Origin of the sequence: Leifsonia sp. AG29, assembly GCF_009765225.1 — a bacterium.
Taxonomy (GTDB): domain Bacteria; phylum Actinomycetota; class Actinomycetes; order Actinomycetales; family Microbacteriaceae; genus Leifsonia.
The window spans coordinates 856,806-879,510 of record NZ_VMSF01000001.1 but is presented as its reverse complement, the minus strand read 5'-3'; the positions used below and the strand labels follow the sequence as shown (position 1 = coordinate 879,510).

23 protein-coding genes are annotated in these 22,705 nt (G+C 71.2%); 9 read left to right on the top strand and 14 right to left on the bottom strand.

What is annotated here, in order from left to right; genetic code table 11:
• Positions 1–83: 83 nt before the first annotated feature.
• The 6 genes from pheT to infC all read right to left on the bottom strand — a co-directional run bounded on the left by pheT (position 84) and on the right by infC (position 5,933).
• Entirely contained in the window at positions 84–2,627 is a 2,544-nt protein-coding gene (gene pheT / locus FPT20_RS04265) for a phenylalanine--tRNA ligase subunit beta (RefSeq protein WP_158862917.1), read from the bottom strand.
• On the bottom strand, positions 2,627–3,667 hold the full coding sequence (gene pheS / locus FPT20_RS04260; protein ID WP_158862915.1) for a phenylalanine--tRNA ligase subunit alpha: 1,041 nt from the start codon (positions 3,665–3,667) through the stop codon (positions 2,627–2,629). The genes pheT and pheS overlap by 1 nt, the downstream gene beginning before the upstream one ends.
• Before the next feature lie 11 nt (positions 3,668–3,678).
• Entirely contained in the window at positions 3,679–4,509 is an 831-nt protein-coding gene (locus FPT20_RS04255) for a TrmH family RNA methyltransferase (protein ID WP_158862913.1), read from the bottom strand.
• Positions 4,510–4,634: 125 nt separating this feature from the next.
• Positions 4,635–5,027, bottom strand: coding sequence for a 50S ribosomal protein L20 (gene rplT, locus FPT20_RS04250; protein ID WP_158862911.1), 393 nt, complete (start codon positions 5,025–5,027; stop codon positions 4,635–4,637).
• 31 nt (positions 5,028–5,058) lie between these two features.
• Positions 5,059–5,253 (bottom strand): 50S ribosomal protein L35, encoded by a 195-nt coding sequence (rpmI, locus tag FPT20_RS04245; RefSeq protein WP_158862909.1) that lies wholly within the window; start codon positions 5,251–5,253, stop codon positions 5,059–5,061.
• On the bottom strand, positions 5,253–5,933 hold the full coding sequence (gene infC / locus FPT20_RS04240) for a translation initiation factor IF-3 (RefSeq protein WP_442786500.1): 681 nt from the start codon (positions 5,931–5,933) through the stop codon (positions 5,253–5,255). Before infC ends, rpmI begins: the two co-directional genes overlap by 1 nt.
• A 241-nt stretch (positions 5,934–6,174) precedes the next feature.
• On the opposite strand from infC, the gene FPT20_RS04235 reads away from it, so the two are divergent.
• Together FPT20_RS04235 and FPT20_RS04230 are read left to right on the top strand one after the other, a co-directional pair.
• Entirely contained in the window at positions 6,175–6,549 is a 375-nt protein-coding gene (locus FPT20_RS04235; RefSeq protein WP_158862907.1) for a DUF1844 domain-containing protein, read from the top strand.
• A 64-nt stretch (positions 6,550–6,613) separates the two neighbouring features.
• Positions 6,614–8,410: a gamma-glutamyltransferase family protein gene (locus FPT20_RS04230; protein WP_158862905.1), complete on the top strand. Its 1,797-nt coding sequence runs from the start codon at positions 6,614–6,616 to the stop codon at positions 8,408–8,410.
• A 16-nt stretch (positions 8,411–8,426) separates the two neighbouring features.
• Here FPT20_RS04230 and FPT20_RS04225 read toward each other — a convergent pair whose 3' ends face one another.
• The 7 genes from FPT20_RS04225 to FPT20_RS04195 all read right to left on the bottom strand — a co-directional run bounded on the left by FPT20_RS04225 (position 8,427) and on the right by FPT20_RS04195 (position 13,770).
• Positions 8,427–9,854 carry an amidase gene (locus FPT20_RS04225; protein WP_158862904.1) on the bottom strand — a complete coding sequence of 476 codons (1,428 nt, stop codon included), beginning with the start codon at positions 9,852–9,854 and terminating at the stop codon, positions 8,427–8,429.
• 38 nt (positions 9,855–9,892) lie between these two features.
• Complete coding sequence (locus tag FPT20_RS04220) at positions 9,893–10,798, bottom strand: hypothetical protein (protein WP_158862902.1); 906 nt, start codon at positions 10,796–10,798, stop codon at positions 9,893–9,895.
• 337 nt (positions 10,799–11,135) lie between these two features.
• Positions 11,136–11,366, bottom strand: coding sequence for a hypothetical protein (locus FPT20_RS04215; RefSeq protein WP_158862900.1), 231 nt, complete (start codon positions 11,364–11,366; stop codon positions 11,136–11,138).
• A gap of 1 nt (position 11,367) precedes the next feature.
• Positions 11,368–11,913, bottom strand: coding sequence for a DUF2781 domain-containing protein (locus FPT20_RS04210; protein WP_158862898.1), 546 nt, complete (start codon positions 11,911–11,913; stop codon positions 11,368–11,370).
• Positions 11,914–11,939: 26 nt separating this feature from the next.
• Positions 11,940–12,518 carry a GNAT family N-acetyltransferase gene (locus FPT20_RS04205; RefSeq protein WP_158862896.1) on the bottom strand — a complete coding sequence of 193 codons (579 nt, stop codon included), beginning with the start codon at positions 12,516–12,518 and terminating at the stop codon, positions 11,940–11,942.
• Between the two features lie 34 nt (positions 12,519–12,552).
• Entirely contained in the window at positions 12,553–13,245 is a 693-nt protein-coding gene (locus FPT20_RS04200) for a uracil-DNA glycosylase (protein ID WP_158862894.1), read from the bottom strand.
• A 3-nt stretch (positions 13,246–13,248) separates the two neighbouring features.
• The gene (locus tag FPT20_RS04195; protein ID WP_158862892.1) at positions 13,249–13,770 is read right to left on the bottom strand and encodes a phosphoribosyltransferase; all 522 of its coding nucleotides are present in this window, start codon (positions 13,768–13,770) and stop codon (positions 13,249–13,251) included.
• Between the two features lie 42 nt (positions 13,771–13,812).
• Here FPT20_RS04195 and FPT20_RS04190 point away from each other — a divergent pair, with 42 nt between their 5' ends.
• On the top strand, positions 13,813–15,297 hold the full coding sequence (locus FPT20_RS04190) for an MFS transporter (RefSeq protein WP_158862890.1): 1,485 nt from the start codon (positions 13,813–13,815) through the stop codon (positions 15,295–15,297).
• 5 nt (positions 15,298–15,302) lie between these two features.
• Positions 15,303–16,097 (top strand): nucleotidyltransferase domain-containing protein, encoded by a 795-nt coding sequence (locus FPT20_RS04185; protein WP_158862888.1) that lies wholly within the window; start codon positions 15,303–15,305, stop codon positions 16,095–16,097.
• A 7-nt stretch (positions 16,098–16,104) separates the two neighbouring features.
• On the opposite strand, the gene FPT20_RS04180 is transcribed toward FPT20_RS04185, so the two are convergent.
• On the bottom strand, positions 16,105–17,427 hold the full coding sequence (locus FPT20_RS04180) for a bifunctional o-acetylhomoserine/o-acetylserine sulfhydrylase (RefSeq protein WP_158862886.1): 1,323 nt from the start codon (positions 17,425–17,427) through the stop codon (positions 16,105–16,107).
• A 131-nt stretch (positions 17,428–17,558) separates the two neighbouring features.
• Between FPT20_RS04180 and FPT20_RS04175 the strand changes: the two genes are divergently transcribed.
• From FPT20_RS04175 to FPT20_RS04155, 5 genes are read left to right on the top strand one after another with little or no spacing between them, the layout of a single operon-like run.
• Positions 17,559–18,332, top strand: coding sequence for an SDR family oxidoreductase (locus FPT20_RS04175; RefSeq protein WP_199245664.1), 774 nt, complete (start codon positions 17,559–17,561; stop codon positions 18,330–18,332).
• Positions 18,333–18,334: 2 nt separating this feature from the next.
• Positions 18,335–19,027, top strand: coding sequence for a potassium channel family protein (locus tag FPT20_RS04170; protein WP_233265378.1), 693 nt, complete (start codon positions 18,335–18,337; stop codon positions 19,025–19,027).
• Between the two features lie 42 nt (positions 19,028–19,069).
• Positions 19,070–20,275 carry a homoserine O-acetyltransferase MetX gene (gene metX, locus FPT20_RS04165; protein ID WP_158862884.1) on the top strand — a complete coding sequence of 402 codons (1,206 nt, stop codon included), beginning with the start codon at positions 19,070–19,072 and terminating at the stop codon, positions 20,273–20,275.
• Between the two features lie 27 nt (positions 20,276–20,302).
• Entirely contained in the window at positions 20,303–21,469 is a 1,167-nt protein-coding gene (locus FPT20_RS04160) for a sensor histidine kinase (RefSeq protein WP_158862882.1), read from the top strand.
• Positions 21,466–22,677: a hypothetical protein gene (locus FPT20_RS04155; protein ID WP_158862880.1), complete on the top strand. Its 1,212-nt coding sequence runs from the start codon at positions 21,466–21,468 to the stop codon at positions 22,675–22,677. Before FPT20_RS04160 ends, FPT20_RS04155 begins: the two co-directional genes overlap by 4 nt.
• Positions 22,678–22,705: the final 28 nt, after the last annotated feature.

The window sequence follows — 22,705 nt, the reverse complement described above, 5'->3', positions numbered from 1 at the left end:
GTCGGTGATGCGCCGGACGGAAAGCATGGGTCAACCCTAGCGCTCCTCCCCGGTGCGCCGCCAAATCGCCCGGCGCACCTCCCTCACTCCCGGATCGCGGCGCCGAAGAGCTCTCCCGCCCGGGCCGCACCGGCGAGCTTCGCCTCGCTCGCCTCGGCCGCCGTCAGCGTGCGGTCCTCCGCGCGGAACCGCAGCGCGAAGGTCAGGCTCTTGCTGCCGGCGGCGATCCCGGCCCCGCGATAGTCGTCGACGAGACGGATGTCCTCGAGCAGGGCGCCGGCGCCGTCCCGAACGGCCCGTAGCACGTCTCCGGCCGGCACGTCCGCCGGGACGACCAGGGAGAGGTCCTGCGTGGCGGCGGGCAAGCCCGCGATGACCCGCGCCACGACCTCGGTCGGAGCGATGTCGAGGAGCAGATCGAGGTCGAGCTCGAACACCGCGACGACGCGCGGCAGGTCGAGTTCCGCCGCGAGGGCCGGCAGCAGCTCGCCCGCGAAGCCCACCGTGGTCTCGGAGCCGTCGGCGCCGGTCGCGACGACCAGCGCCGTGCGGCCCGGGTGGAGGGCTTGATGGCGCCCCTGGACGAAGCGCACCTCCGCGCCCACCGCCGAGGCCGCCTGGCGCACCAGGTCGAGCGCGTCGGACAGGCCGGCGGCCACGGGCGGCACGCCCGGCTGCTTCTCGAGCCGGTTGCCGAGCACCAGACCTGCCAGGTGCCGCGGCTGGTGCGGGATGCCGGCGTTGAGCGCCGCGAGCGTCGCCTCGGAGGGGAGCTCGGCCCCGACGGGCAGCTCGGCCGAGCCGAGCGCGCCGTCACCGGGGAGGAACACCGTGCCGGTCTCGTACAGCGACAGGTCGACCAGGCCGCGGGCCAGGTTGCGCTTGGCCGCATCGACCAGCCCGGGGAGGAGGGAGGTGCGCAGGTACGGCGCCGTCGCGTCGAGGGCGTTGGCCAGCTTCACCGCGCGGACGCCGCCCGGCTCGGCCGCACCGAACAGGTCGTTGTCGTGCTCGCTGACGAACGGGAACGACAAGACCTCGGTGGACCCGTTGTCGGCGAGCATCTGCGAGACCGAACGGCGGAGGCGTTGCGCACGGGTCAGGCCGCGCCCGGGAGGCGCGACCGGCAGCACCGAGGGGATGCGGTCGTAACCCACGATGCGGGCCACCTCTTCGGCGAGATCGGACTTGTCGCGGAGGTCGGGACGCCAGCTGGGCGGGGTGACCAGCAGGGCACCCGGCTCCTCCGTGAGGGCGCCTCCGATCTCCGCCAGCGCGTCGCGGACCTCGTCGTCGGTGAAGTCGACGCCGATGAGCCCCGGGATGTACCCCTCGGGCAGGCGGATCGGCTCGACCTCGTCGGACGCGTCGTGGAACGACCCGAGCTCGTCCGCCTTGCCCCCGGCCAGCTGCTCGAGCAGCTGGACGACGCGGGCAGCCGCCGCGACGGCGACCCGGGGGTCGACTCCGCGCTCGAAGCGCTTCGACGCCTCGCTCGGCAGCTTGTGGCGGCGAGCGGTCCGCGCGATAGACACGGGATCGAAGTTGGCCGCCTCGACCAGCACGTTGCGCGTCTCCGGCCCGATCTCGGTCGCGGCACCGCCCATGACGCCCGCGAGGCCGATGGCCCCGGACTCGTCCGTGATGAGGAGGTCCTCCCCGTCGAGGGTGCGGGTCTGGTCGTCGAGCGTCACGAGCGTCTCGCCCGCGTGCGCTCGGCGCACGACGATGCCTCCCGCGAGCTTGTCGAGGTCGTAGCCGTGGATGGGCTGGCCGAGCTCGAGCATGACGTAGTTCGTGATGTCGACGACGAGGGAGATCGACCGGATCCCGGCGAGCTTCAGCCGGGCGACCATCCAGGCCGGCGTCGGCCGGGAGCCGTCGACGTCGCGGACGACACGGGTCACGAAGACCGTGGCACCGACCCGGCCGCGGATGGGCGCACGATCGTCGATGCCGACGCTGAAGCCCTTGGCGTGCTCGCCCGCCGGGTACAGCCCGACGGCGGCGGCCGGGTCGCGGAAGGCGGCACCGGTCGCGTGCGAGTACTCGCGGGCGATGCCGCGGATGGAGAACGCGTAGCCGCGGTCCGGCGTGACGTTGACCTCCACCGCGGTGTCGTCGAGCCCGAGCAGCGAGACCGCGTCCGTGCCGACCTCCGGGTCGAGGCCGAGCGTCGACAGGCGGAGGATGCCCGCGTGGTCGTCGCCGAGGCCGAGCTCCCGGGCGGAGGCGATCATGCCGTCGGACACGTGGCCGTACGTCTTGCGGGCGGCGATCGGGAACGGGCCGGGAAGCACCGAGCCCGGCAGTGTCACGACGACCTTGTCGCCGGCGAAGAAGTTGCGGGCGCCGCAGACGATGCCGCGGACGTCCTCGCCGCCGTCGGCCGCCTTCTCGCCCTCGGGGGCGACGCGGACCTGGCACCAGCGGATGGTCTTGCCGTTGCTCTGGGGCTCCTCCTCGAAGGAGAGCACCTGCCCGACCACGACCGGGCCCGCGATCTCGAAGGTGTGCACGTCCTCCTCCTCGAGCCCGACGGACACGAGGGCGGCGTGCACCTCCTCGGCCGTGGTGCCGGGCTCCAGGTCGACGTACTCGCCGAGCCAGCTGAGAGGGACGCGCATCAGACCACCATTCCGAACTGCTGGGAGAAGCGGACATCGCCCTCGGCCATGTCGCGCATGTCTTTGACGTCGTTGCGGAACATCAGCGCCCGCTCGACGCCCATCCCGAACGCGAAGCCCGAGTACACGTCGGGGTCGATGCCCGCGCTCCGGAGCACGTTCGGGTTCACCATCCCGCAGCCGCCCCACTCGATCCAGCGCGCGCCTCCGGCGAAGGTCGGGTGCCAGAGGTCGAGCTCGGCGCTCGGCTCGGTGAACGGGAAGTAGTTCGGGCGGAGGCGCACCTTCGCCTCCGGCCCGAACAGGGTCTTCACGAAGTGGTCGAGCGTGCCGCGCAGGTGCGCCATCGTCAGGCCCTTGTCGACGGCAATGCCCTCGGTCTGGTGGAAGACGGGGAGGTGGGTGGCGTCGAACTCGTCGGTCCGGAACACCCGTCCCGGCGCGATCCGGTACACCGGGAGGTCGTCGCCGAGGAGCGCCCGCAACTGGACCGGGGAGGTGTGGGTGCGGAGGACGAGGTGCGAGTCGGTCGGCTCGACGAAGAAGGTGTCCTGCATGGCGCGCGCCGGGTGATCGGCGTCGAAGTTGAGCGCGTCGAAGTTGTACCACTCGCTCTCGAGCTCGGGACCCTCCGCGACCTCCCAGCCCATGCCGATGAAGATGTCGGCGATGCGCTCCTGGAGGAGGCTCAGCGGGTGCCGGGCGCCGGGCGTCCAGCGGCTCGGCAGCGCGGTCACGTCGACGGTCTCGGCGGCGAGCTGGGCGGCCTCCTCGGCCTCGGCGATGCTCGCCTCCTTGGCGGCGAACGCCTGGTTCACGCGCGCCCGGGCACCGCCGACCAGCTTTCCGGCCGCGGCCTTGCGGTCGCCGGGCAGGTCGCGGATCGCGGCGTTCAGCCGGGCGAGCGCCGAGCCCTCTGCCGTGTGGTCGTGGCGGACCGTCTTGAGCGCGGCGGAATCGTGGGCGGCGTCGATCGCTGCGAGCGCGGCGGCGACGGCCGCCTCGACCGCGGATTCGGTGATCTCCGTGGTATCTGACACGGTGACCCAGTCTAGTCGGCGGCCCCCTGCTCGATGAGCGCCGCAGACCGCTGCGCGAACGCGGACTCGTAGAGGCACACGGAGGCGGCGGTGGCGAGGTTCATCGACTCGGCACTGCCGTAGATGGGCACGGTGACGACGCGGTCGACCAATTCCAGCAGCTCGTCGGCCAGGCCGCGGGCCTCGTTGCCGAAGACCCACGCGGTGGGGTGCTCCAGCTGGCCGTCGCGGCGGGCGGCGAGGAGATCCTCCCCTTTGATGTCGGCGGCGAGCACCTGGAGCCCGGCCGAGTGGGCCCGGCCCACGACATCGCCGAGGTCGGCTCCGACCGCGACGGGGATGTGGAACAGCGACCCGGTGGTCGAGCGCACCACCTTCGGGTTGTAGAGATCGACCGTGCGGCCGGACAGCACGACGGCGTCCGCCCCCGCAGAGTCGGCTGCACGGATGATGGTTCCGGCGTTGCCGGGGTCGCGCACCTCCTCCAGGACGGCGACGAGCCGGGGTGCGGAGGTGAAGATGTCGCGGATGGAGGTCGGGAACTGCCGGCAGACGGCGACGAAGCCCTGCGGCGTCACCGTGTCGGCCATGGCGTCGAGCACCTGCTCGGTCACGAACTCGACGTCGACGCCGGCTTCGACGGCCGTCTGCGCGATGTCCGCGTACCGCTCGAGCGCCGTCGGCGTCGCGTACAGCTCGACGAGGAGCTCCGGACGGTACGACAGCGCTTCGGCGACGGCCTGCGGTCCCTCCAGGAGGAAGAGTCCCGTCTCTGCGCGCGCGGCGCGCTTGGCCAGCTTGGCGACGGCCCTGACGCGCGGTGAGCGCGGGTTGTCCAGCATGGGACCAGCTTAGGGGTGCGCCGGCCACGATCCGAAGGTGGAGCGAGCGGTCCACCGTCGGCGGGGTACGACGGACGGCCCGGCCGACGCGAGGTCGACCGGGCCGTCCGGAGGTGTGTCGGCGATTACGCCGCGGCGTCCGCCTTGGGGGCGGAGGTGTCGGCCGGGAGCGCCTTCTTGGCGGTCTCGACGAGGGCCGCGAAGGTCGCGGGCTCGGTCACGGCCAGGTCGGCGAGGATGCGACGGTCGACCTCGACGCCCGCCAGGCCCAGGCCCTGGATGAAGCGGTTGTAGGTCAGGCCGTTGGCGCGGCTCGCCGCGTTGATCCGCTGGATCCAGAGACGACGGAAGTCGCCCTTCTTCTGGCGGCGGTCGCGGTACGCGTAGACGAGGGAGTGGGTGACCTGCTCCTTGGCCTTGCGGTAGAGACGCGACCGCTGACCGCGGTAGCCCTCGGCGCGCTCGAGGATGACCCGACGCTTCTTGTGGGCGTTGACAGCCCTCTTCACTCTTGCCATTAGTCGATTTCCTTACGTGCTGTCGAGTCGATTACTTGCCGAGCATCCGGCGGATGACCTTGGCGTCCACCTCGGGCACGACCTGCTCGGCGTTCAGGCGGCGCTTGCGGCTGCTGGACTTGACCTCGAGGTTGTGGCGCATGCCGGACTGCTGCTTCATGACCTTGCCGCTGCCGGTGATCTTGAAGCGCTTCTTGGCGCCGGAGTGGGACTTCTGCTTGGGCATTACTTCTCCTCGTTCGTCGCCTGGGCGGGCGAACTCTTGTCGGACTGAGCAGTGTCGTCTGCGTCAGCAACCGCCTCCTGGTCGCGCCCCTGGGCGCGCGCCTTGGTGGCGGCACGGTGTGCGTTGGCCTCTTGCTTGGCCTCGGACTTGTTCTTGAGCGGGCTGATGATCATCACCATGTTGCGGCCGTCGATGGTGGGGTTGGACTCCACCTGGCCGAACTCGGCGACGTCCTCCGCGAAGCGACCGAGGAGGCGGACGCCCTGCTCCGGGCGCGACTGCTCGCGGCCCCGGAAGAGGATCATGGCCTTCACCTTGTCGCCCGCCTTGAGGAAGCCCTCGGCGCGCTTGCGCTTGGTCTCGTAGTCGTGCTTGTCGATCTTGAGACGGAACCGGACCTCTTTGAGGATCGTGTTCGCCTGGTTGCGCCGGGCCTCCTTGGCCTTCTGCGCAGCCTCGTACTTGAACTTGCCGTAGTCCATGATCTTGGCGACCGGCGGCTTGGAGTTGGGCGCGACTTCGACCAGGTCGAGGTCGGCCTCCTGAGCGAGTCGCAGTGCGACCTCGATCTTGACGACGCCGACCTGCTCTCCGCTGGGGCCGACGAGTCGTACTTCGGGGACGCGGATACGGTCATTCGTACGGGGATCGCTGATGTCTGTCTCCTCTGATCGAGCGATGCTTTCGAGCCCGGGTCGTCGGTGACGACTCGGCGAAAGAGGAGGTTCCACGCACCAGCACGGCCTGCGATCCACGATCGCAGGCCTGGTACAGCACCCTGGCTACCACCGCGTTCGCACGCGGTGGCGGAGTGCAACGACCCGGTAACCTGTAAAACGGTCAAGCGCGGGTGGGAGGAATCTCCACTTTCGTACCGGGAGAGAACTCCCGGAGCCCGAATGATTCTAGCAGAGGAATGCAGTGAGCGACACTTCCGCCGAGTCCGGCGATCAGTACTACGACGAGGAGGGCGTCGCGGACGCCGTCCGCGACATCGCGGAGGTGCCGGCGGTCGAGGTGATCACGACCACCGCGGTGCACCTGATGAGCGCCGCGGCCGTCAAGGTCGGCCTCGCCGACGACCCGGAGCGCCAGACGGATCTCGATGAGGCGCGCAAGCTGATCGACGCCCTCGCCGGGCTCGTTACGGCGAGCGCGCAGCACATCGGCGACCAGCACGCGCGCAGCCTGCGCGACGGTCTCCGGTCGCTCCAGCTGGCCTTCCGCGAGGCCTCGACCATCCCGGACGAGATCGGCAAGGGCCCGGGCGAGAAGTACACCGGCCCGGTGAGCTGACCGCCCGGAGACGAGCACGGGCGAGCCGGCGGGAGGCGCGGAGCGCGCGGGTAGCGTGGGCGGCGTGACGTTCACTCCCCCGCCCGCCTTCACCACCCGTCCGACGCTCGAGGGCACGTTCGGGATGTCCGCCTCCACGCACTGGCTCGCCACGGCGAGCGCGCAGGCCGTCCTCGAGCGCGGCGGGAACGCGTTCGACGCGGCGGTGGCGGCCGCCTTCGTGCTTCATGTCGTCGAGCCGCACCTCAACGGGCCGGGCGGGGACCTGGTGGCGATCTTCGCGACCGCGGCCGACCCCTCCCCGACGGTTCTCTCGGGGCAAGGCCCGGCACCTGCCGCTGCGACGCGCGAGCATTATCTGGCCGAGGGCCTCGAGCTGGTCCCCGGCTCCGGCGCTCTGGCGGCCGCCGTGCCGGGCGCGGTCGACGCATGGCTGCTCCTCCTGAAGGAGCACGGCACCTGGGAGCTCGGCGACGTGCTCGCGTTCGCCATCGGCTACGCGGAGGACGGCCACCCGGTGCTCGAGCGGGTGTGCCGCACCATCGCGGCGGTCGCCGACCTCTTCCTGGAGCACTGGCCGAGTTCGGCCGAGCTCTGGATGCCCGGCGGCCGGGTGCCGGAGCCGGGCGAGCTGATCCGCAATCCCGCCTACGCCGCCGTGCTCCGCGAGCTGGTCGCCGCGGGAGACGGCGCCGCCACGCGCGAGGCGCGGATCGAAGCGGCGCGCAGCGAGTGGGCGACCGGACGCGTCGCGAAGGAGGCGTCCGCCTTCCTGCGGCGGCCGCACCGGCACTCACCGGGCACGGACCACGCGGGCGTCATCACCGAGGACGACTTCGCCGCGTACCGCGCCCACGTCGAGCCCGCGGTGACGCTCGAGTTCCGCGGCTGCACGATCGCGAAGTCCGGTGCGTGGGGTCAGGGCCCCGCGCTGCTGCAGACACTGGCGATCCTCGATGGCTTCGACGATGAGCGCCTCGACCCCTCGACCGAGCTCGGCGCCCATACGATCCTGGAGGCGCAGAAGCTCGCCTATGCCGACCGCGACGCCTACTACGGCGATGCGCAGGTTCCCCTCGAGCACCTCCTCACCCCCGAGTACGCGGCGGAGCGACGTGCGCTGATCTCCGACGGCGCCTCCACCGAGCACCGGCCGGGCTCCATACCCGGCGTCGAGCCGTTCCTCCCGCCTCTTCGCGTGGAGTACACCCCTCCTGGCGGCTCGGCGACAGCGGGCGTGGGCGAGCCGACCGTCGATCGCAGCGGCGAGACCCGGGGCGACACCTGCCACCTCGACGTGGTCGACCGCTGGGGCAATATCGTCGCGGCGACGCCGTCGGGCGGCTGGCTGCAGTCGTCTCCGACGATCCCGGCACTCGGCTTCTGCCTCGGCAGCCGCCTCCAGATGACCTGGCTCGAGGAGGGGTCCGCCTCCACGCTCACGCCGGGTCGGCGCCCGCGCACGACGCTCACGCCGACCCTGGTGCTCCGCGACGGCGCCCCGGTGGCCGCTCTGGGCTCGCCGGGAGGCGACCAGCAGGACCTGTGGCAGCTGCCGTACCTGCTCCGGACGATCGTGGGCGGCTACACCCCGCAGCAGGCGATCGACGCGCCGACCCTCCACAGCACGTCGATGGCCGGCTCGTTCTGGCCGCGCACCTGGGAGCCGGCCGGAGCGGTCGTGGAGGACCGGCTCGGCGACGAGGTCATCGCGGGTCTCGAGGCGCGCGGCCACGTCGTCACGCGGGCCGGCGACTGGACGCTCGGGCGGCTCTCGGCGGTCGGCCGCGACCCGAAGACGGGCGTGCTGACCGCTGCCGCGAACCCGCGAGGCGCCCAGGGGTACGCGGCGGGCCGCTGACGGCGCGGCCGAGGACTCACCAGACGGGCGGCCGCCTGTCCTGCCAGCGGATGCGCCGCTCGAGCTGAGCGGCCAGTGACAGGAGGGTGCGCTCGCCTCCCGGGCGCCCGATCAGCTGGACGCCCATCGGGAGGCCGTCCGCCGTCTGCGAGACCGGCAGCACGATCGCGGGGAGCCCGGTCACGTTGAGCATCGACGTGAACGGCGTGTACTGCACCTGCTGCTCGAAGTTGCGCTCGCCGTCCTCCTGGTCGTACCAGCCGACCGGGCGCGGGGTGAGCGCCATCGCCGGCGTGAGCACGGCGTCGAACGACGACAGCTGGCGGATGAACGACCGTTCGTACGCGGTGAGGGCGCTCAGCGCCTCGCTCAGCTGCCGTGCGCTGAGTTCGCGTCCGCGCCCGACGAGCCACGCGGTCAGCGGCTCGAGGAGGTCCAGCTGCTCACCCTCAGCCGGGATGCGGGCGGCGCCTGCCTGCCAGATCGTGCGGAATGCGGGCGCATAGGTGTCGTCGGGCTCGAGGGCCGTCTCCTCGATGCCGTGCCCGATCGCCGCGAACGCGTCGACGGCGGTGTCGAGGGCGACCCGCGCCTCCGGAGCGATCGTGATCTCGTACGCGCCGTCCCAGGCGGAGGTGGTCATCACGCCGAGCTGGAAGCGACCCTCCCCTCGCACAGCCGTTCCGAGGAACGGCCCGTCGTCCTCGTAGGGCGCCCGGAGCGTGTAGTGGTGGTCGATCCGGCCGTTGCGGCGAGCGATCATGCCGTCGAGGAGAAGCGCCGCATCTGCCGTGGTGCGAGCGAGCGGACCCGCCACGACGAGCCCCGCCAGCGAGTCGACGCCGCTTCCGGCCGGCACGAGGCCCCGGGTGGGCTTCAAGCCCACCAGCCCGCAGGCTGCGGCGGGAATGCGGACGCTGCCGCCCCCATCGGAGCCGGGCGCGAAGGGCAGCATGCCGGCAGCCACGGCGACCGCGGCGCCTCCGCTCGACCCGCCGGCGCCCAGCCGCAGGTCCCACGGGTTGCGGGCGGGAGGCGCTGCCAGCGACTCGGTGTACGCCGGAAGCCCGAACTCGGGCGCATTCGTCTTGCCGAGGCTGACCGCCCCGGCTTCGTCCAGCGTCTCGACGAGCTCGTCGGAGACCTCGGGCACGAGGTCGACCACGCTGCGTGACCCGAAACCCGTCCGCACCCCGGCTCGATGCCAGAGATCCTTGTCGCCCGACGGCAGCCCCCAGAGCGGGGCGGTCTTCGGCACGGACTGCTCGACGAAGGCCGCCCGGGCGAGCGCGTGCTCAGGCGTGACCGTGACGAACGCTCCGAGTCGAGGGTTCAACCGGTCGATGCGGTCGAGGTAGTGCGCTGCGACCTCGCGCGGCGACACGCGCCCCGACTGAAGCTCCTGCCAGAGGTCGAGCGCCGTCAGCTCGTGAAGGTCGGCCATCGCCCCAGGCTAGTCCCGGCTTGTCTCCGTCATTCCGTTCACGACAGGTTGTCGATGACGGCGCGGGCGACCTCGATGAGCTTGTCGTCACCCAGGGTCGTGGAGTCAACCTGCACCCAGCTGTTCCGGACCTTCACGTCGAGCACTCTGGCCTTTCCCGGGCCCGCGTCGCCCGGCACCGTCGAGCCGGGCACGGAGATGACCGCGCTGTCGCCGACATCGACCGCGTGGACGCCGGTCGTGCCCGGGATGGGGTGCGCCTGCCGGTCGTCGAACCCGAACGCGCCGCCGGGGAGGACCGCGATCCCCAGCCCGTCGCCGTTATGGTCCGCGAAGGAGGCCCAGTAGCCGCCGACGAGCGCGGAGGACCCGAGCGTGGAGACCAGGTACTCTCCGCCCTCGGATTTCACGGCGCGGAGTGCGCCGTCACCGACGATCGCCTCCAGCCGGTCGAGCGGCAGGAATCCGTCGGGCGACGTGACGCCCTTGAGGCTGCCGCCCTGCGGCTCCCACAGCGGCGCCGGGGAGCGGAGTCGCGTCACCGCGGAGCGTACGGAGTCCGCCACCGCCTGAGCGCTGTCGCGGCCGGCGGCGGGCCCTCCCGTCGACACGCTGCCGAGCCACTGGTACTCCCCGGATGTCCCTCCGAACACGCACGTGGCCTTGTTGAAGTCCGGGCAGGAGAAGAACGGGTCCGGCGTGCCGTCGATGCCCCATTCGCCTCGGACAGCGGCGAAGGCGTCGGGGTTCGAGCCCGGGAGCACCCCCACCCACACCGCCGGCCGGAGCCAGGGGGTCGCTGGGTCGGGCGCGGCGGCCGCCCAGCTGCAGACCAGCGCACCGGCCCGGCGGTCCGAATACGCAAGAGGGCTGATGCCGCCCGGGAGGTCGCTGGCTGTCTCGACGTGGACGCCCGCGGCCGAGTCACGAGCAGACGGCGGCACGATCTCATCGCACGAGGCCGGCACCCGCGGGCTCGGGGCCGCCTCCACCGTCGGGGTGGCCGACGGAGGAGCGGAGGTCGCCGCAGGTGTCGGCGCACCGCCGCTCGCGGCGGGCGCGGCACACCCAGTCAGAACGGCGATGAGCACCAGGGCGCCAGCCGCGAGGCTCCCTGTCCTGGACACGTTCATATTCCCCCCGGTTCATATGCGCATGAGCGCGTGACGCGAGGCTACCTCATGGCCCCCGTCATCGAGTCCGCCGTTATCGAACCGACACGTGGCGCCGACCGTCGAGTCTTCGTGGACTCGATAAAAAGGAGGCTCCGCGACTCCCCGCCTAAGCGGAACCGACGAACGCGCCCAGCGCCTCGTCCAGCGTGCGCGCGGGCGCGAGGTACCCGTAGATCGCGCCTTCGCCGGAGGGCACGTACTCGCCTTCCGGCGTGACCGTGATCGCCCCGAGCAGCCGACCGCGCCCGAGCGGCTCGTCCTCGTCCAGGAAGGAATGGTCGTACACGTCGTAGCGGTCGCCGTCGTCGTAGACGGTCAGGTCTTCCAGCAGCGGCATCTCAGAACCTCCGTGTGAACGGCAGCGGCTTTCGCATGCGGATCAGGAGCAGCAACGGCACCAGCACGTACGGCCCGTTGTAGAGCAGGAAGACGACGGGGTTGGGCGTTCGCTCCCCCACCGGGCCGAAGAACTCGACGCCGAAGATCGGGATCGCGGTGAGGCTGATGATCATGGTCGCGTAGATGACCGCGAAGAGCTGGATCCAATTGAAGCCCTTCACGAGGCACACGATGAGCAGGATGTAGAAGGGCAGATACACGAACGCGCTCGTCCCGGTGATGAACCGCAGCCACAGGGCCTCGTGCTGGTAGAGCGGGTCGTACTGCGACGAGTAGGTGTAGTTCCACTGCGCGAGGATGTTGGTCGTCGTCGCGGTCTGCGGGATCCCGAGCGTCGGGATGGCATCGCTGATGATGCACGTGATGCTGAACAGCGAGAACATCACGATGAAGAAGATGTCCCACCCGCGCTTGCGCAGCGGGAGGTTGACGGGCCGCGCGGCGGCGGAACCCGTGGCCGTGTCGCGGGACGAGACAGTGCTCACGCGGCAGAGCCTAGCGCCGAGGCGTGCTACTTGAGGGACTTCTGCAGCAGCACGGTGCCGAGCCACCGGTCGAACTTGTAACCGACGCGGCCCATGCGGCCGATCTCCTGGAAGCCGAAGTTCTCGTGCATCTTGATCGACGCCTCCGCACCCTTGTCGGCGATGACCGCGATCATCTCCTTGAGGCCGGCGGCCTTCGAGCGGTCGATGAGCTCCTGCATCAGCACCGGGCCGAGGCCCTTGCCGGTGGAGGCGGCGCCCAGGTAGATCGAGTTCTCCACCGTGAAGCGGTACGCGCGCTTCTGCTTCCACGGCGAGACGAGCGCGTAGCCGAGGATCTGCCCGGTCGGCGACTCGGCCACGATGAACGGCATGCCGAGCTTCTTGAGATACGCGTACTTGCTCTTCCACTCGCGAAGCGTCATCGCGTCCTCGTCGAACGTCACGGTGCTGTTCGCGACGTAGTGGTTGTAGATCTCGCGGATGTGCGGGAGGTCCTCCGGCCGCGCCTCGCGGATGGCGTAGTCGAACGGCGTTTCCGCGGGCGCGGGCTTGCGGAGGTGCCGCGGGAGGACGCGGCGCTCCTGGTATTCCTCTTCAAGCACCACTCCAGACTACGTCGCCCAGATTGCGGGGGCGTTACGGTTCGAGAGTCCAGTCGACCGGCTTCTCGCCGGCGCGTTCGAGCAGCGAGTTCGCCCGCGAGAAGGGCTTCGACCCGAAGAACCCGCGCGACGCCGAGAGCGGGCTCGGGTGCGGCGACTCGATGACGGGGTTGCCGTCGAGGAGCGGCTTGAGCGTGGCGGCGTCCCTCCCCCACAGGATCGACACGAAGGGGCGCCCCCGCTCGACGAGGCACCGGATCGCGTGCTCGGTGACCGCCTCCCAGCCCTTGCCGCGGTGCGAGGCGGGCTCGCCGGGGCGCACGGTCAGCACCCGGTTGAGCAGCATGACGCCGTTCCGCGACCAGGCGCTCAGATCGCCGTGCGGTGGAGGCGCGACCCCGAGATCGTCCCGGAGCTCGCGATAGATGTTCTGGAGGCTCTTCGGCAGCGGCCGCACGTGCCGCTCGACCGCGAACGACAGGCCGATGGGGTGGCCCGGCGTCGGGTACGGGTCCTGGCCGACGATGAGCACGCGCACGTCGGCAAGCGGCGCCTGGAACGCACGCAGCACGGTGCCGCCGGCGGGGAGGTAGCCGCGTCCCGCCTCCACCTCGGCGCGCAGGAACTCGCCCATGGCCGCGATCCGGCCGGCCACCGGCTGCAGCGCGGCGGCCCAGCCCGGGTCCATCAGGCCGTCGGCGGCGAGCTCGTCGAGCGTCTTCGCCACGGCTCAGTGCGTGGCGGAGGTGACCGGCGGGAGCGCCGACCACGGGAACGTGATCCAGCGGTCGGTGCGCCGCCAGACGAAGTCCGGCTCGAGCACCGTCCGCGGCTTGGAATACAGGCACACGGTCCGCACGTCCGCGCCGGAGGCCGCGATGAGATCGACGACCATGGCCAGGGTGCGGCCGGAGTCGGAGACGTCGTCGACGAGCAGCACGCGCTTCGCTTCGAGCGCCGACGAGTCGAGCATCGGCGGAAGGACGACGGGCTCGGGGAGGCGCTCGTCGACGCCCGTGTAGAACTCCACGTTGAGCGCGCCGCAGGCCTTGATCCCGAGCGCGTACGAGATCGCACCGGCGAGCAGCAGACCGCCGCGCGCGATCGCGACGACCATGTCGGGCTCGAAGCCCGACTCGACCACATCACCGGCGAGATGCCGGGCCGCCTCGCCGAACTCCAGCCAGCCGAGCACCTCCCGTTCCGCCTCCGCGAGAACCCCGGTTCCAGAATCGTCGAGTCCGCTGCCCATCCGTCTACCGTACCGGGGGCGGCGCGGTGTTAGCATCCGGCCATGACCTCGCAGAAGACGGTCGGCACGCGACGGAGCGCCTCGGCGATCGGCGTCTCGGCCGCGCTCATCGGCTGGCTCGCGCTGGTCGAGCTCACCAGCGGCATCCTGCAGGGATACTACGTCCCGCTGATCTCCGACATCGTCAAGCACCTCGGCATCCACGACGCGGACTACAACTGGTTCGAGGCCGCCCAGCTCCTCCTGTCGGCGCTCGTCCTCCCCGTGCTCGCGAAGCTCGGCGACATGTTCGGGCACAAGCGGATCCTCCTCGTCGCGACAGCCCTCACAGCCGTCTCGAGCTGGGCGCTGGTCTTCGCCGGCGACTTCACGACCTACCTCGTGGCCTTCGCCCTGCAGGGCTTCTACGTGGTCTGGCTGCCGCTGGAGGTGGCGCTCATCTTCGACCGCGGGCGGCGGGGAGGCTTCGCCGCGTCGCAGACGAGACGCGCCGCCGGCACTCTCGTCGTCGCGCTCGAGTTCGGCGCGATCCTCGGAGCGGTGGCCGCGGGCATCCTGTTCGGCGCGCTGGGCGGCAGCGTGCCGCTCACGCTCACCATCCCGGCGATCGCCGTCACCCTCGTCTTCTTCGCGATCCTGTTCGGCGTGCCGGAGTCCGAGCCGCTGCCGGGGCGCGGCCTGGACGGCATCGGATTCGTGCTGCTCGCCATCGCCCTGCTGCTGATCACCTCCGGCCTGACGTTCCTGCGGATCGACGGCGTCGGCACCTGGTGGGTCTGGGCGCTGATCGCAGCCGGGGTCCTCGCGCTCCTGCCGTTCGGGCTGTGGGAGCTGCGGCAGCCGGACCCCGCGATCGATCTGCGCGTGCTGCGCCGCCCCTCCCTGTGGCCGGTCCAGGTCACCGCCGGCCTCATCGGCATCAGCCTGCTCGGCGCCCAGGCGCCGCTGAGCACGTACGCGGGCACCGATCCGGTCAACGGCTACGGTCTCGGCCTCTCGGCGGGCCAGCGCAGCATCCTCATCGGGGCGTACCTGCTCTCGATGATCGTCGGCGCGATCCTCTTCCCGGTCGTCTCGGCGCGGCTGTCCCCGAGGCTGACACTGATCGGCGCGTCCTTCCTCGTCGCCATCGGGTACCTCCTGTTCCTCCCCTTCCACCAGGAGACCTGGCAGGTCGTCGTCAACATGGTGATCGCGGGCGCCGGATCGGGGGCGCTCGTGGGTGCCCTCCCCGCCGCAGCGGCAGCGGCGGCTCCACGCGGCCAGACCGGCGTGGCCACGGCCATGACGAACACGACGAAGACCATCGGCGGCTCGTTCGCCTCCGCGGTGTTCGGCGTGGTGCTCCTGACCGGTGCGGCGGCGGTCACAGCGACAGCGGCGAGCCTCTTCGGCTACATGCTCGTGTGGACGATCTGCGGCCTCGGCGCGCTGGCGGCGGCGATCCTCCTGTTCTTCGTCCCGAGGCTGGCCTTTGCGGACGCGGAGTCGGATATTGGTGACAGCCGGATCACCGACGAAAGGTGACGCACATGGACGCCGTTCTGCCCGCAGCCGTCTCGGAGGCGCTCACCTCGTTCCTGCTCCAGCAGCGGAGGGTGGCCCCCGGTCTCGTGGCCCGGGCCATCGTGACCGGTTCGGCCGTCCGCGGCGACTGGCGCGACGGCACCAGCGACATCGACGTGGTGTTCGTCGTCACGCGTGATCCCCAGGACGACCTGGAGGCGCTCGCCGACCTCCACGCGAGGACCGAGCCGCGCATCGACGGCGTCTACCTCACCGAGTCGCAGCTGGCCAAAGGACCGGAGACGGTGCAGACGGCCCCGCAGACCATGGAGGGGGTCCTCGTCTCCGCCCTGGAGGGCGGCCAGCTGACCTGGATGACCTGGCGCGAGCTCGAGACGGGGGTGCAGGGCATCGTCGACGGCGGGGACGTGATCTGGTCCCCGACCTCCGACAGGCACCCGGGGACGCCCCAGGGCCTCGTCGCGCACTCGCGGCAGAATCTCCGCGAGTACTGGAGTCCGATCGGCGACGCCGTGGAGGAGGAGCTGGCCTCCCGCGCCGCCGAGTCGCCGGTCCGGCCCCAGACCGTCCAGTGGATCGCTCTGGGGCCGGCTCGGCTGCTCGCGGCCATCGAGACCGGCGAGGTGATCAGCAAGACGCAGGCCGCCGCGTTCGCCGCGGGCCGCTGGCCCGAGCACGCGGACCTCCTCGACCGGGTGGTCCGGCACCGGGCCGGCGAGCATCAGACGTTCACGGTGGCGGAAGGACGGCAGGCCGTCGAGCTGCTTCGCAGCTGCGTCGAGGCCGGCACGTCCTCCTGAGCCCCGCTCAGGCGCGGGCGGCCTCCACGACCGAGCGCGCCGCCTCGAGACCCGCCGTGAGGTCGGCCTTGAGGTCGTCGACGTTCTCGAGCCCGACCGAGAGACGGACGAGGCCCGGCGTGACGCCGGCGGTCAGCTGCTGCTCGGGGGTGAGCTGCGAGTGCGTCGTCGAGGCCGGGTGGATCACCAGGCTCCGCACGTCGCCGATGTTGGCCAGGTGGCTGAACAGCGACAGGTTGTCGACCAGCGCTCGACCGGCGTCCACTCCGCCCTTGAGCTCGAACGAGAGCACCGCGCCGACGCCCTTGGGGGCGTAGGTGTTCGCGGCGGCGTACCAGGGGCTCGTCGGGAGGCCCGAGTAGTTCACCGAGGCGACGTCGGGGTGGCCCTCGAGGAACTCGGCGATCTCCTGGGCGTTCTGGGTGTGGCGCTCGACGCGCAGCGAGAGCGTCTCGATGCCCTGGATGAGCTGCCAGGCGCTCGCCGGCGCGATGGCCGAGCCGAGGTCGCGGAGGAGCTGGACCCGGGCCTTGATGATGTACGCGAGGCCGTCGCCGACCGCGGCCGTGTAGCTGGCCCCGTGGTACGACGGGTCCGGCTCGGTGAGGCCCGGGAACCGCTCGACGTTCTTCGACCACTCGAAGCGGCCGCCGTCGACGATGATGCCGCCGATGACCGTGCCGTGGCCGCCGAGGAACTTGGTCGCGGAGTGGACCACGATGTCGGCGCCGTGCTCGAACGGGCGGATCAGGTACGGCGTCGCGATCGTGTTGTCGACGATCAGCGGCACCCCGGACTCGTGCGCCACGTCGGCGACCAGCCGGATGTCGAGGATGTTGATCTTCGGGTTGCCGATGGTCTCCGCGAAGAACAGCTTCGTGTTGGGGCGGACCGCGCGGCGCCACTCCTCCGGGTCGTCCTGGTTCTCGACGAACGTCGTCTCGATGCCGAGCTTGGCGAGCGTGTACTTGAAGAGGTTGTACGTGCCGCCGTAGATGGAGCTGGAGGAGACGATGTGGTCTCCGGCCTGCGCGATGTTCAGAACGGCGAAGGTCTCCGCCGCCTGGCCGGAGGCCACGAGGAGAGCGCCGGTGCCGCCCTCGAGAGCCGCGACCCGCTCCTCCACGACGGCCTGCGTCGGGTTCTGGATGCGGGTGTAGATGTTGCCGAACTCGGCGAGCGCGAAGAGGTTCTTCGCGTGCTCGGCGTTGTTGAACACGTAGGAGGTGGTCTGGTAGATCGGGGTGGCCCGGGCGTTCGTGACCGGGTCGGGCGCAGCGCCCGAGTGGATCTGCTTGGTCTCGAACTGCCAGTCGGCGGCGTCGGTCATGGCGTCAGTCCTTCGGTGGGTGGTCGTCGGGTTGGTGGGAGCGGCTGCCACCGCTGTCCCTGAAGGCTAAACTCGCGCCCGCAGAGCGGCAACGCATCCGAAATATGGCGTAACCCGTGAGAATAGGCAGCATGAGCAGACGTGTGGTCGTGACAGGGGCGAGTTCGGGGATCGGCGCGGCGACGGTGCGCCTGTTCCGGGAGCGCGGCTGGGACGCGGTGGGGGTCGCCCGCCGCGAGGACCGGCTCCGCGAGCTCGCCGACGAGACCGGCGCGGACGTCTTCGCGGCAGACCTGACGAAGCAGGACGACGTGGACGCGCTGCGCGACCACCTCCGCGGACTCGGCCCGGTCCACGCGCTCGTGAACAACGCGGGAGGTGCGCTCGGCCTGGACTCGGTGGAGGGGTCCAGCGTCGACGACTGGCTGTGGATGTACGACATCAACGTGATCGGCACCAAGCGGGTCATCTCCGCGCTGCTCCCCCTGCTCCGCGAGGGTGCGCGCGAGTCCGGCCACGCCGATATCGCCACCGTCACCTCGATCGCCGGCCACACCGCCTACGCCGGCGGCGGCGGGTACAACGCCGCGAAGTTCGCCGAGCACGCGCTCACCGAGGTGCTGCGTCTCGAGCTGAACGGCGAGCCGATCCGCGTCGTGGAGGTGGCGCCCGGGATGGTGGCGACCGAGGAGTTCTCCCTGGTTCGCTTCGGCGGCGACAAGGCGCGGCGCGACGCCGTCTACGAGGACGTCCCGGAGCCGCTCACCGCGGAGGACGTCGCCGAGACGATCGTCCACGCGCTGACCCTCCCTCCCCACGTCGACCTCGACCTGATCGTCGTCAAGCCGGTCGCTCAGGCGGCGCCGTACCGGCTGCACAAGGGCGAGCTCCGGGTCCGGGACTGACGATGGCCGACGACGAGAAGAGGCTGCGCTGGGAGAGGGCCACGGCGTGGCCCGGCATCGCCGCCAGCGCGCTGTTCCTCGTCGTCTATACCTGGCAGGTCCTCGACCAGAGCAAGCCGCCCACGCTGGCGGCGGCCCTCCTGGTCGTGATCGTCGCGATCTGGAGCTTCTTCGCCGTCGACTACGTGGTCCGGATCACGCTGGCGAGCGACAAGTGGCTGTTCGTCCGGAAGAACCCGATCGACCTCCTCTCGGTGCTCCTCCCCGCGGCCCGGCCCTTCCGCCTGATCACCGGCCTCCGCCACCTCCGCGGGCTGCGCGGGAACACGCCGTCCCACCTGCGCAGGCGGGTGATCATCATCGCGGCCCTGGCCGTCCTGATGTTCATCTACGTGATCTCGCTGGCCGAGCTGCAGGCGGAGCGCGACGCGCCGGGCGCCAACATCAAGAGCTTCGGAGACGCCCTCTGGTGGGCGGCGGTCACGATGGCGACGGTCGGCTACGGCGACTACTACCCGGTGACGGTGACCGGGCGGCTCCTGGCGGTGGTGCTGATGATCGGGGGGATCGCCGTGGTCGGCACCTCGAGCGCCACCATCGTCTCCTACCTCGCGGAGCGCACCCAGACGCTGCGCATCGCGAGGAGGAACGACGAGGAGGGCGAGGATCCGCCCGGCGACGAGCGCGAACCGTAACAGTGGCTCGGACGCCGCTCCGCGCACGACAGAATGGCAGGCATGGAGTGGCAGACATCCGCCGACACGGCGCCGTCGAGTTTCATCACCGACGCCCAGGCGCGCTCGCTCCTCGGCAAGCCGCCCGCGAGCGGCGCCTGGAAGGAGTCCGATCCGGTCGGGGGCCGGCAGTTCGCCGGCATCGGCGCGTTCTCCTTCGAGAGCGGTGAGACCCTCCCCTACGTCCGGATCGCGTATGAGACCTGGGGGCGGCTCAACGACGCCCGCGACAACGCCGTGCTCGTCCTCCACGCGCTCACCGGCGACAGCCATGCGGCCGGCGCCGCGGGCCCCGGTCACCCGACGGCCGGCTGGTGGCAGGGCATCATCGGGCCCGGCCTCGCGATCGACACCGACCGCTTCTTCGTCGTCGCGCCGAACATGCTCGGCGGCTGTCAGGGCACCACGGGCCCGGCATCGATCGCGCCCGACGGCAGCGAGTGGGGTCCGCGGTTCCCGTTCACCACCATCCGCGACCAGGTGAACGCCCAGGCGGCCTTCTCGGACGTCATCGGCATCGAACACTGGGCGGCCGTCGTCGGCGGGTCGATGGGGGGCATGCAGGCGCTCGAGTGGGCGGTCGGCTTCCCGGAGCGGGTGGAGCGCCTCGCCCTGCTGGCCGCGCCTCCCTTCTCGACCGCCGACCAGATCGCGCTCAACTCGGTCCAGCTGGAGGCGGTGCGCACCGACCCGCTGTTCGCCGACGGCTACTACTACGACGCCAAAGACGGCGAGGGTCCCCACCGCGGCCTCGCCCTCGCCCGGCGCATGGCCCTGCTGAACTACCGGAGCCCCTCCGAGCTGAACGAGCGGTTCGAGCGCGCCTGGCAGAGCGGGATCAGCCCACTCGGGGGCGGCGGCCGGTTCGCCGTCGAGTCCTACCTCGACTTCCACGGCAACAAGTTCACGCGCCGCTTCGACGCCAACAGCTATCTGACGCTCGTGCAGGCGATGAACTCGCACGACGTCGGGAGGGGGCGGGGAGGCGTCGCCGCGGCCCTGTCTCGCGTCACCGCCCGCACGCTCGTCGTGGGGATCGACAGCGACCGGCTCTTCCCGCTGGAGGGCCAGGAGCTCATCGCCTCCCACCTCCCGGACACGTTGGACGGTAGAGTTCCCTTCGTGATCCGGTCCGACTTCGGTCACGACGGGTTCCTGATCGAGGACGGGGCCGTCGGCGGACAGCTGAGACGGTTGCTCGCGGACTGAGTCTCGCGGACTGAGTGGAGGAGGGGCATGTCGCGCATCCAGAAGGAGCGTGATCGTCTTCTCGCCACCACCGCCCGCACGGTCGGCCTCACCGCGACTGCGACCGCGGCGCTGTGCCTGAGCGTGCCGGGCACCATCCCGCTCCCCCTGTACCTGGCCTCCCTCGTCCTGGTCGTCTGCCTGGGGTACGCCCAGTGGCAGCTCGTCACCCTGCTCCGGCTGACGGTCTGGATGTGGGTCATCGTCGTCGCGGGTCTCGGCCTGATCCTGCTGAACGTGCTCCCCCTCCGCCCGCTCGGCCCGTCGGCGATCAGCGCCGTCGGCATCGTCGGCGCCGCCGGGATCGCCTGCGTCTCCGTGCTCGGGACGACCTCGCGGGCCCGCGTCCTCCTCCTCGCCGTCTCGGGACTCGGCACCCTGATCGTCCTCTCGGCGACGCTCTTCCTCACCGGCTCGCGCGTGGTGGAGCCCGTGCTCTTCACCCTCGCCGGCTGGGTCGCCCTCACCGCGACGGGCATCTGGCTGTCGCGGACCGTCCCGCGCACCCTCAAGCGCATCTCGACCATGAGCCGGGCGTACCGGGTCGAGCGCCAGGCGAGCGAGACGGAGGCGCGCCGTCGCCGCGGTGCGCGCCTCCTGCACGACACGGTCCTGGCGACCCTCACCCTGCTGGCCCACGCCGGTGTCGGCGTGAGCGCGGGCGCCATGCGCGAGCAGGCCGCGGAGGACGCCGCCCTGCTGCGGCAGCTCCGCCTCGGCTTCACCCCCGACCCGGCCCGCTCGGGCGACTACCGGCTGAAACCCGTGGAGGAGTCCGCGCTCGGCAACACGCTCGAGTCCGTCAAGCAGCGGTTCAAGCGGATCGGCCTCGAGGTCAATTGGCACGGCGCCGGTCAGGTGTTCCTCCAGAGCGACGTGCTCGACGCCTTCCTCCTCGCCCTCGGCGAGTGCCTCGAGAACGTGCGCCGCCACTCGGGCGTGAAGGAGGCCCACGTGACGATCACCGACGACGAGACGACCGTGCGGGCGATGGTGACCGACGCCGGCAAGGGGTTCGACGTGTCCGCGATCACGGAGGGCAGGCTCGGCTACACGGAGTCGATCGTCGCGCGCCTCCGCGACGTCGGCGGGAACGCCCGGCTCTTCTCCTCACCGGGAAGCGGGACGACAGTGGTCCTGGAGGTTCCGAAGTGACGCACCCCGACGAGCAGACGCTGGCCCGGCCGCTGCAGCGCGTCGCCGCGACGGACGAGCGCGAGGCCCTCGGACGGGCGCGCCTCGAACTCGGCTTCAACGTGGCCGCGCTCGCGCTCATCGCCTTCCTGTTCGCGCTGCAGCTCCTGAACCTGCGGTACATGCCCTTCATCGGGCTCACCCTCGGAGCGTGGGCCCTGGTCATCGGAACGCTCGCGGTGGCGCTGGTGCTCCGGTTCCGCCTCCCCGACCTCTTGCCCACCTGGCTGTTCGCCGGCGCGCTCGGCGTCTGGGCGCTCGCGGTCGTCCTCGATGTCGCCGGAACCCGCAGCGCCGACGTGTGGACGCCGCTGACCGCCGCGGCCGCCGTCGGGCCGGCGCTGCTGCTGTGCGCTCCCGTCCGGCCCCCTCGCGACATCGTCGCTGCCGCCGCCGTGCTCGGAGCGGTGCTGGCGGTCGTCTTCGGCATCCGCGCGATCCCGGCCCCACAGATGCTCGGGCCGAGCTTCGCCATCATCGCGATCGCCGTCGCGCCTCCCCTCATCGGCGTGCAGATCGTGCGCTCGCTCCGCACGCTGGTCCAGCTGGAACTCGACCTCGTGCAGGTGCAGAGCACCGTCTCGGCCCCGGGCTACGCCGCGGGGATGATGGCCTCGGAGGAGCTGGCCCGCCTCGACCTCGCGGCCGAGCGCCTCCTCGACGGCGTGGCGACCGGCCGGACGCCCCTCCCTCTCGACCAGGCCACCGCCGACGCCGCGGCCGCGATCGCCACCGAGCTGCGCCTCCACCTCATCCAGGGCCGCACCGAGACGTGGCTGTATCACGCGGTCACCGAGTCGGCCGTCCTCGGGCCGTCGGTCACGCTGAGCGACCCGGAGGGTCTCGCGGCGGGCCTCGACCGCGACCAGCGAGACGGGCTGCTCACCGCCGTGTGGCTGCTCATCAGCGACCCGGTCCGTTCGGGCACCGGCCAGGCGCGGTCCCTGATGCTCGACATCGAACGGCGCGAGGGAGGACCAACGGCCCTGACGCCGAGCAGCTCGACGATGGCTATCGTGATCACGACCACCGGTGTGCCGCGAAACGGGGTAGACCCCGCCGCGTGGCAAGCTATCCGTAAGGTGGGCCGCTACGCGGAGTCATACTCGGGCTCCACGCTCCGCATCGAGGTCACCACCGTGAGCGACACATCGGTCGAGCCCACCTGACGGCTCGGCCACCGAACTCGAAGGAAGG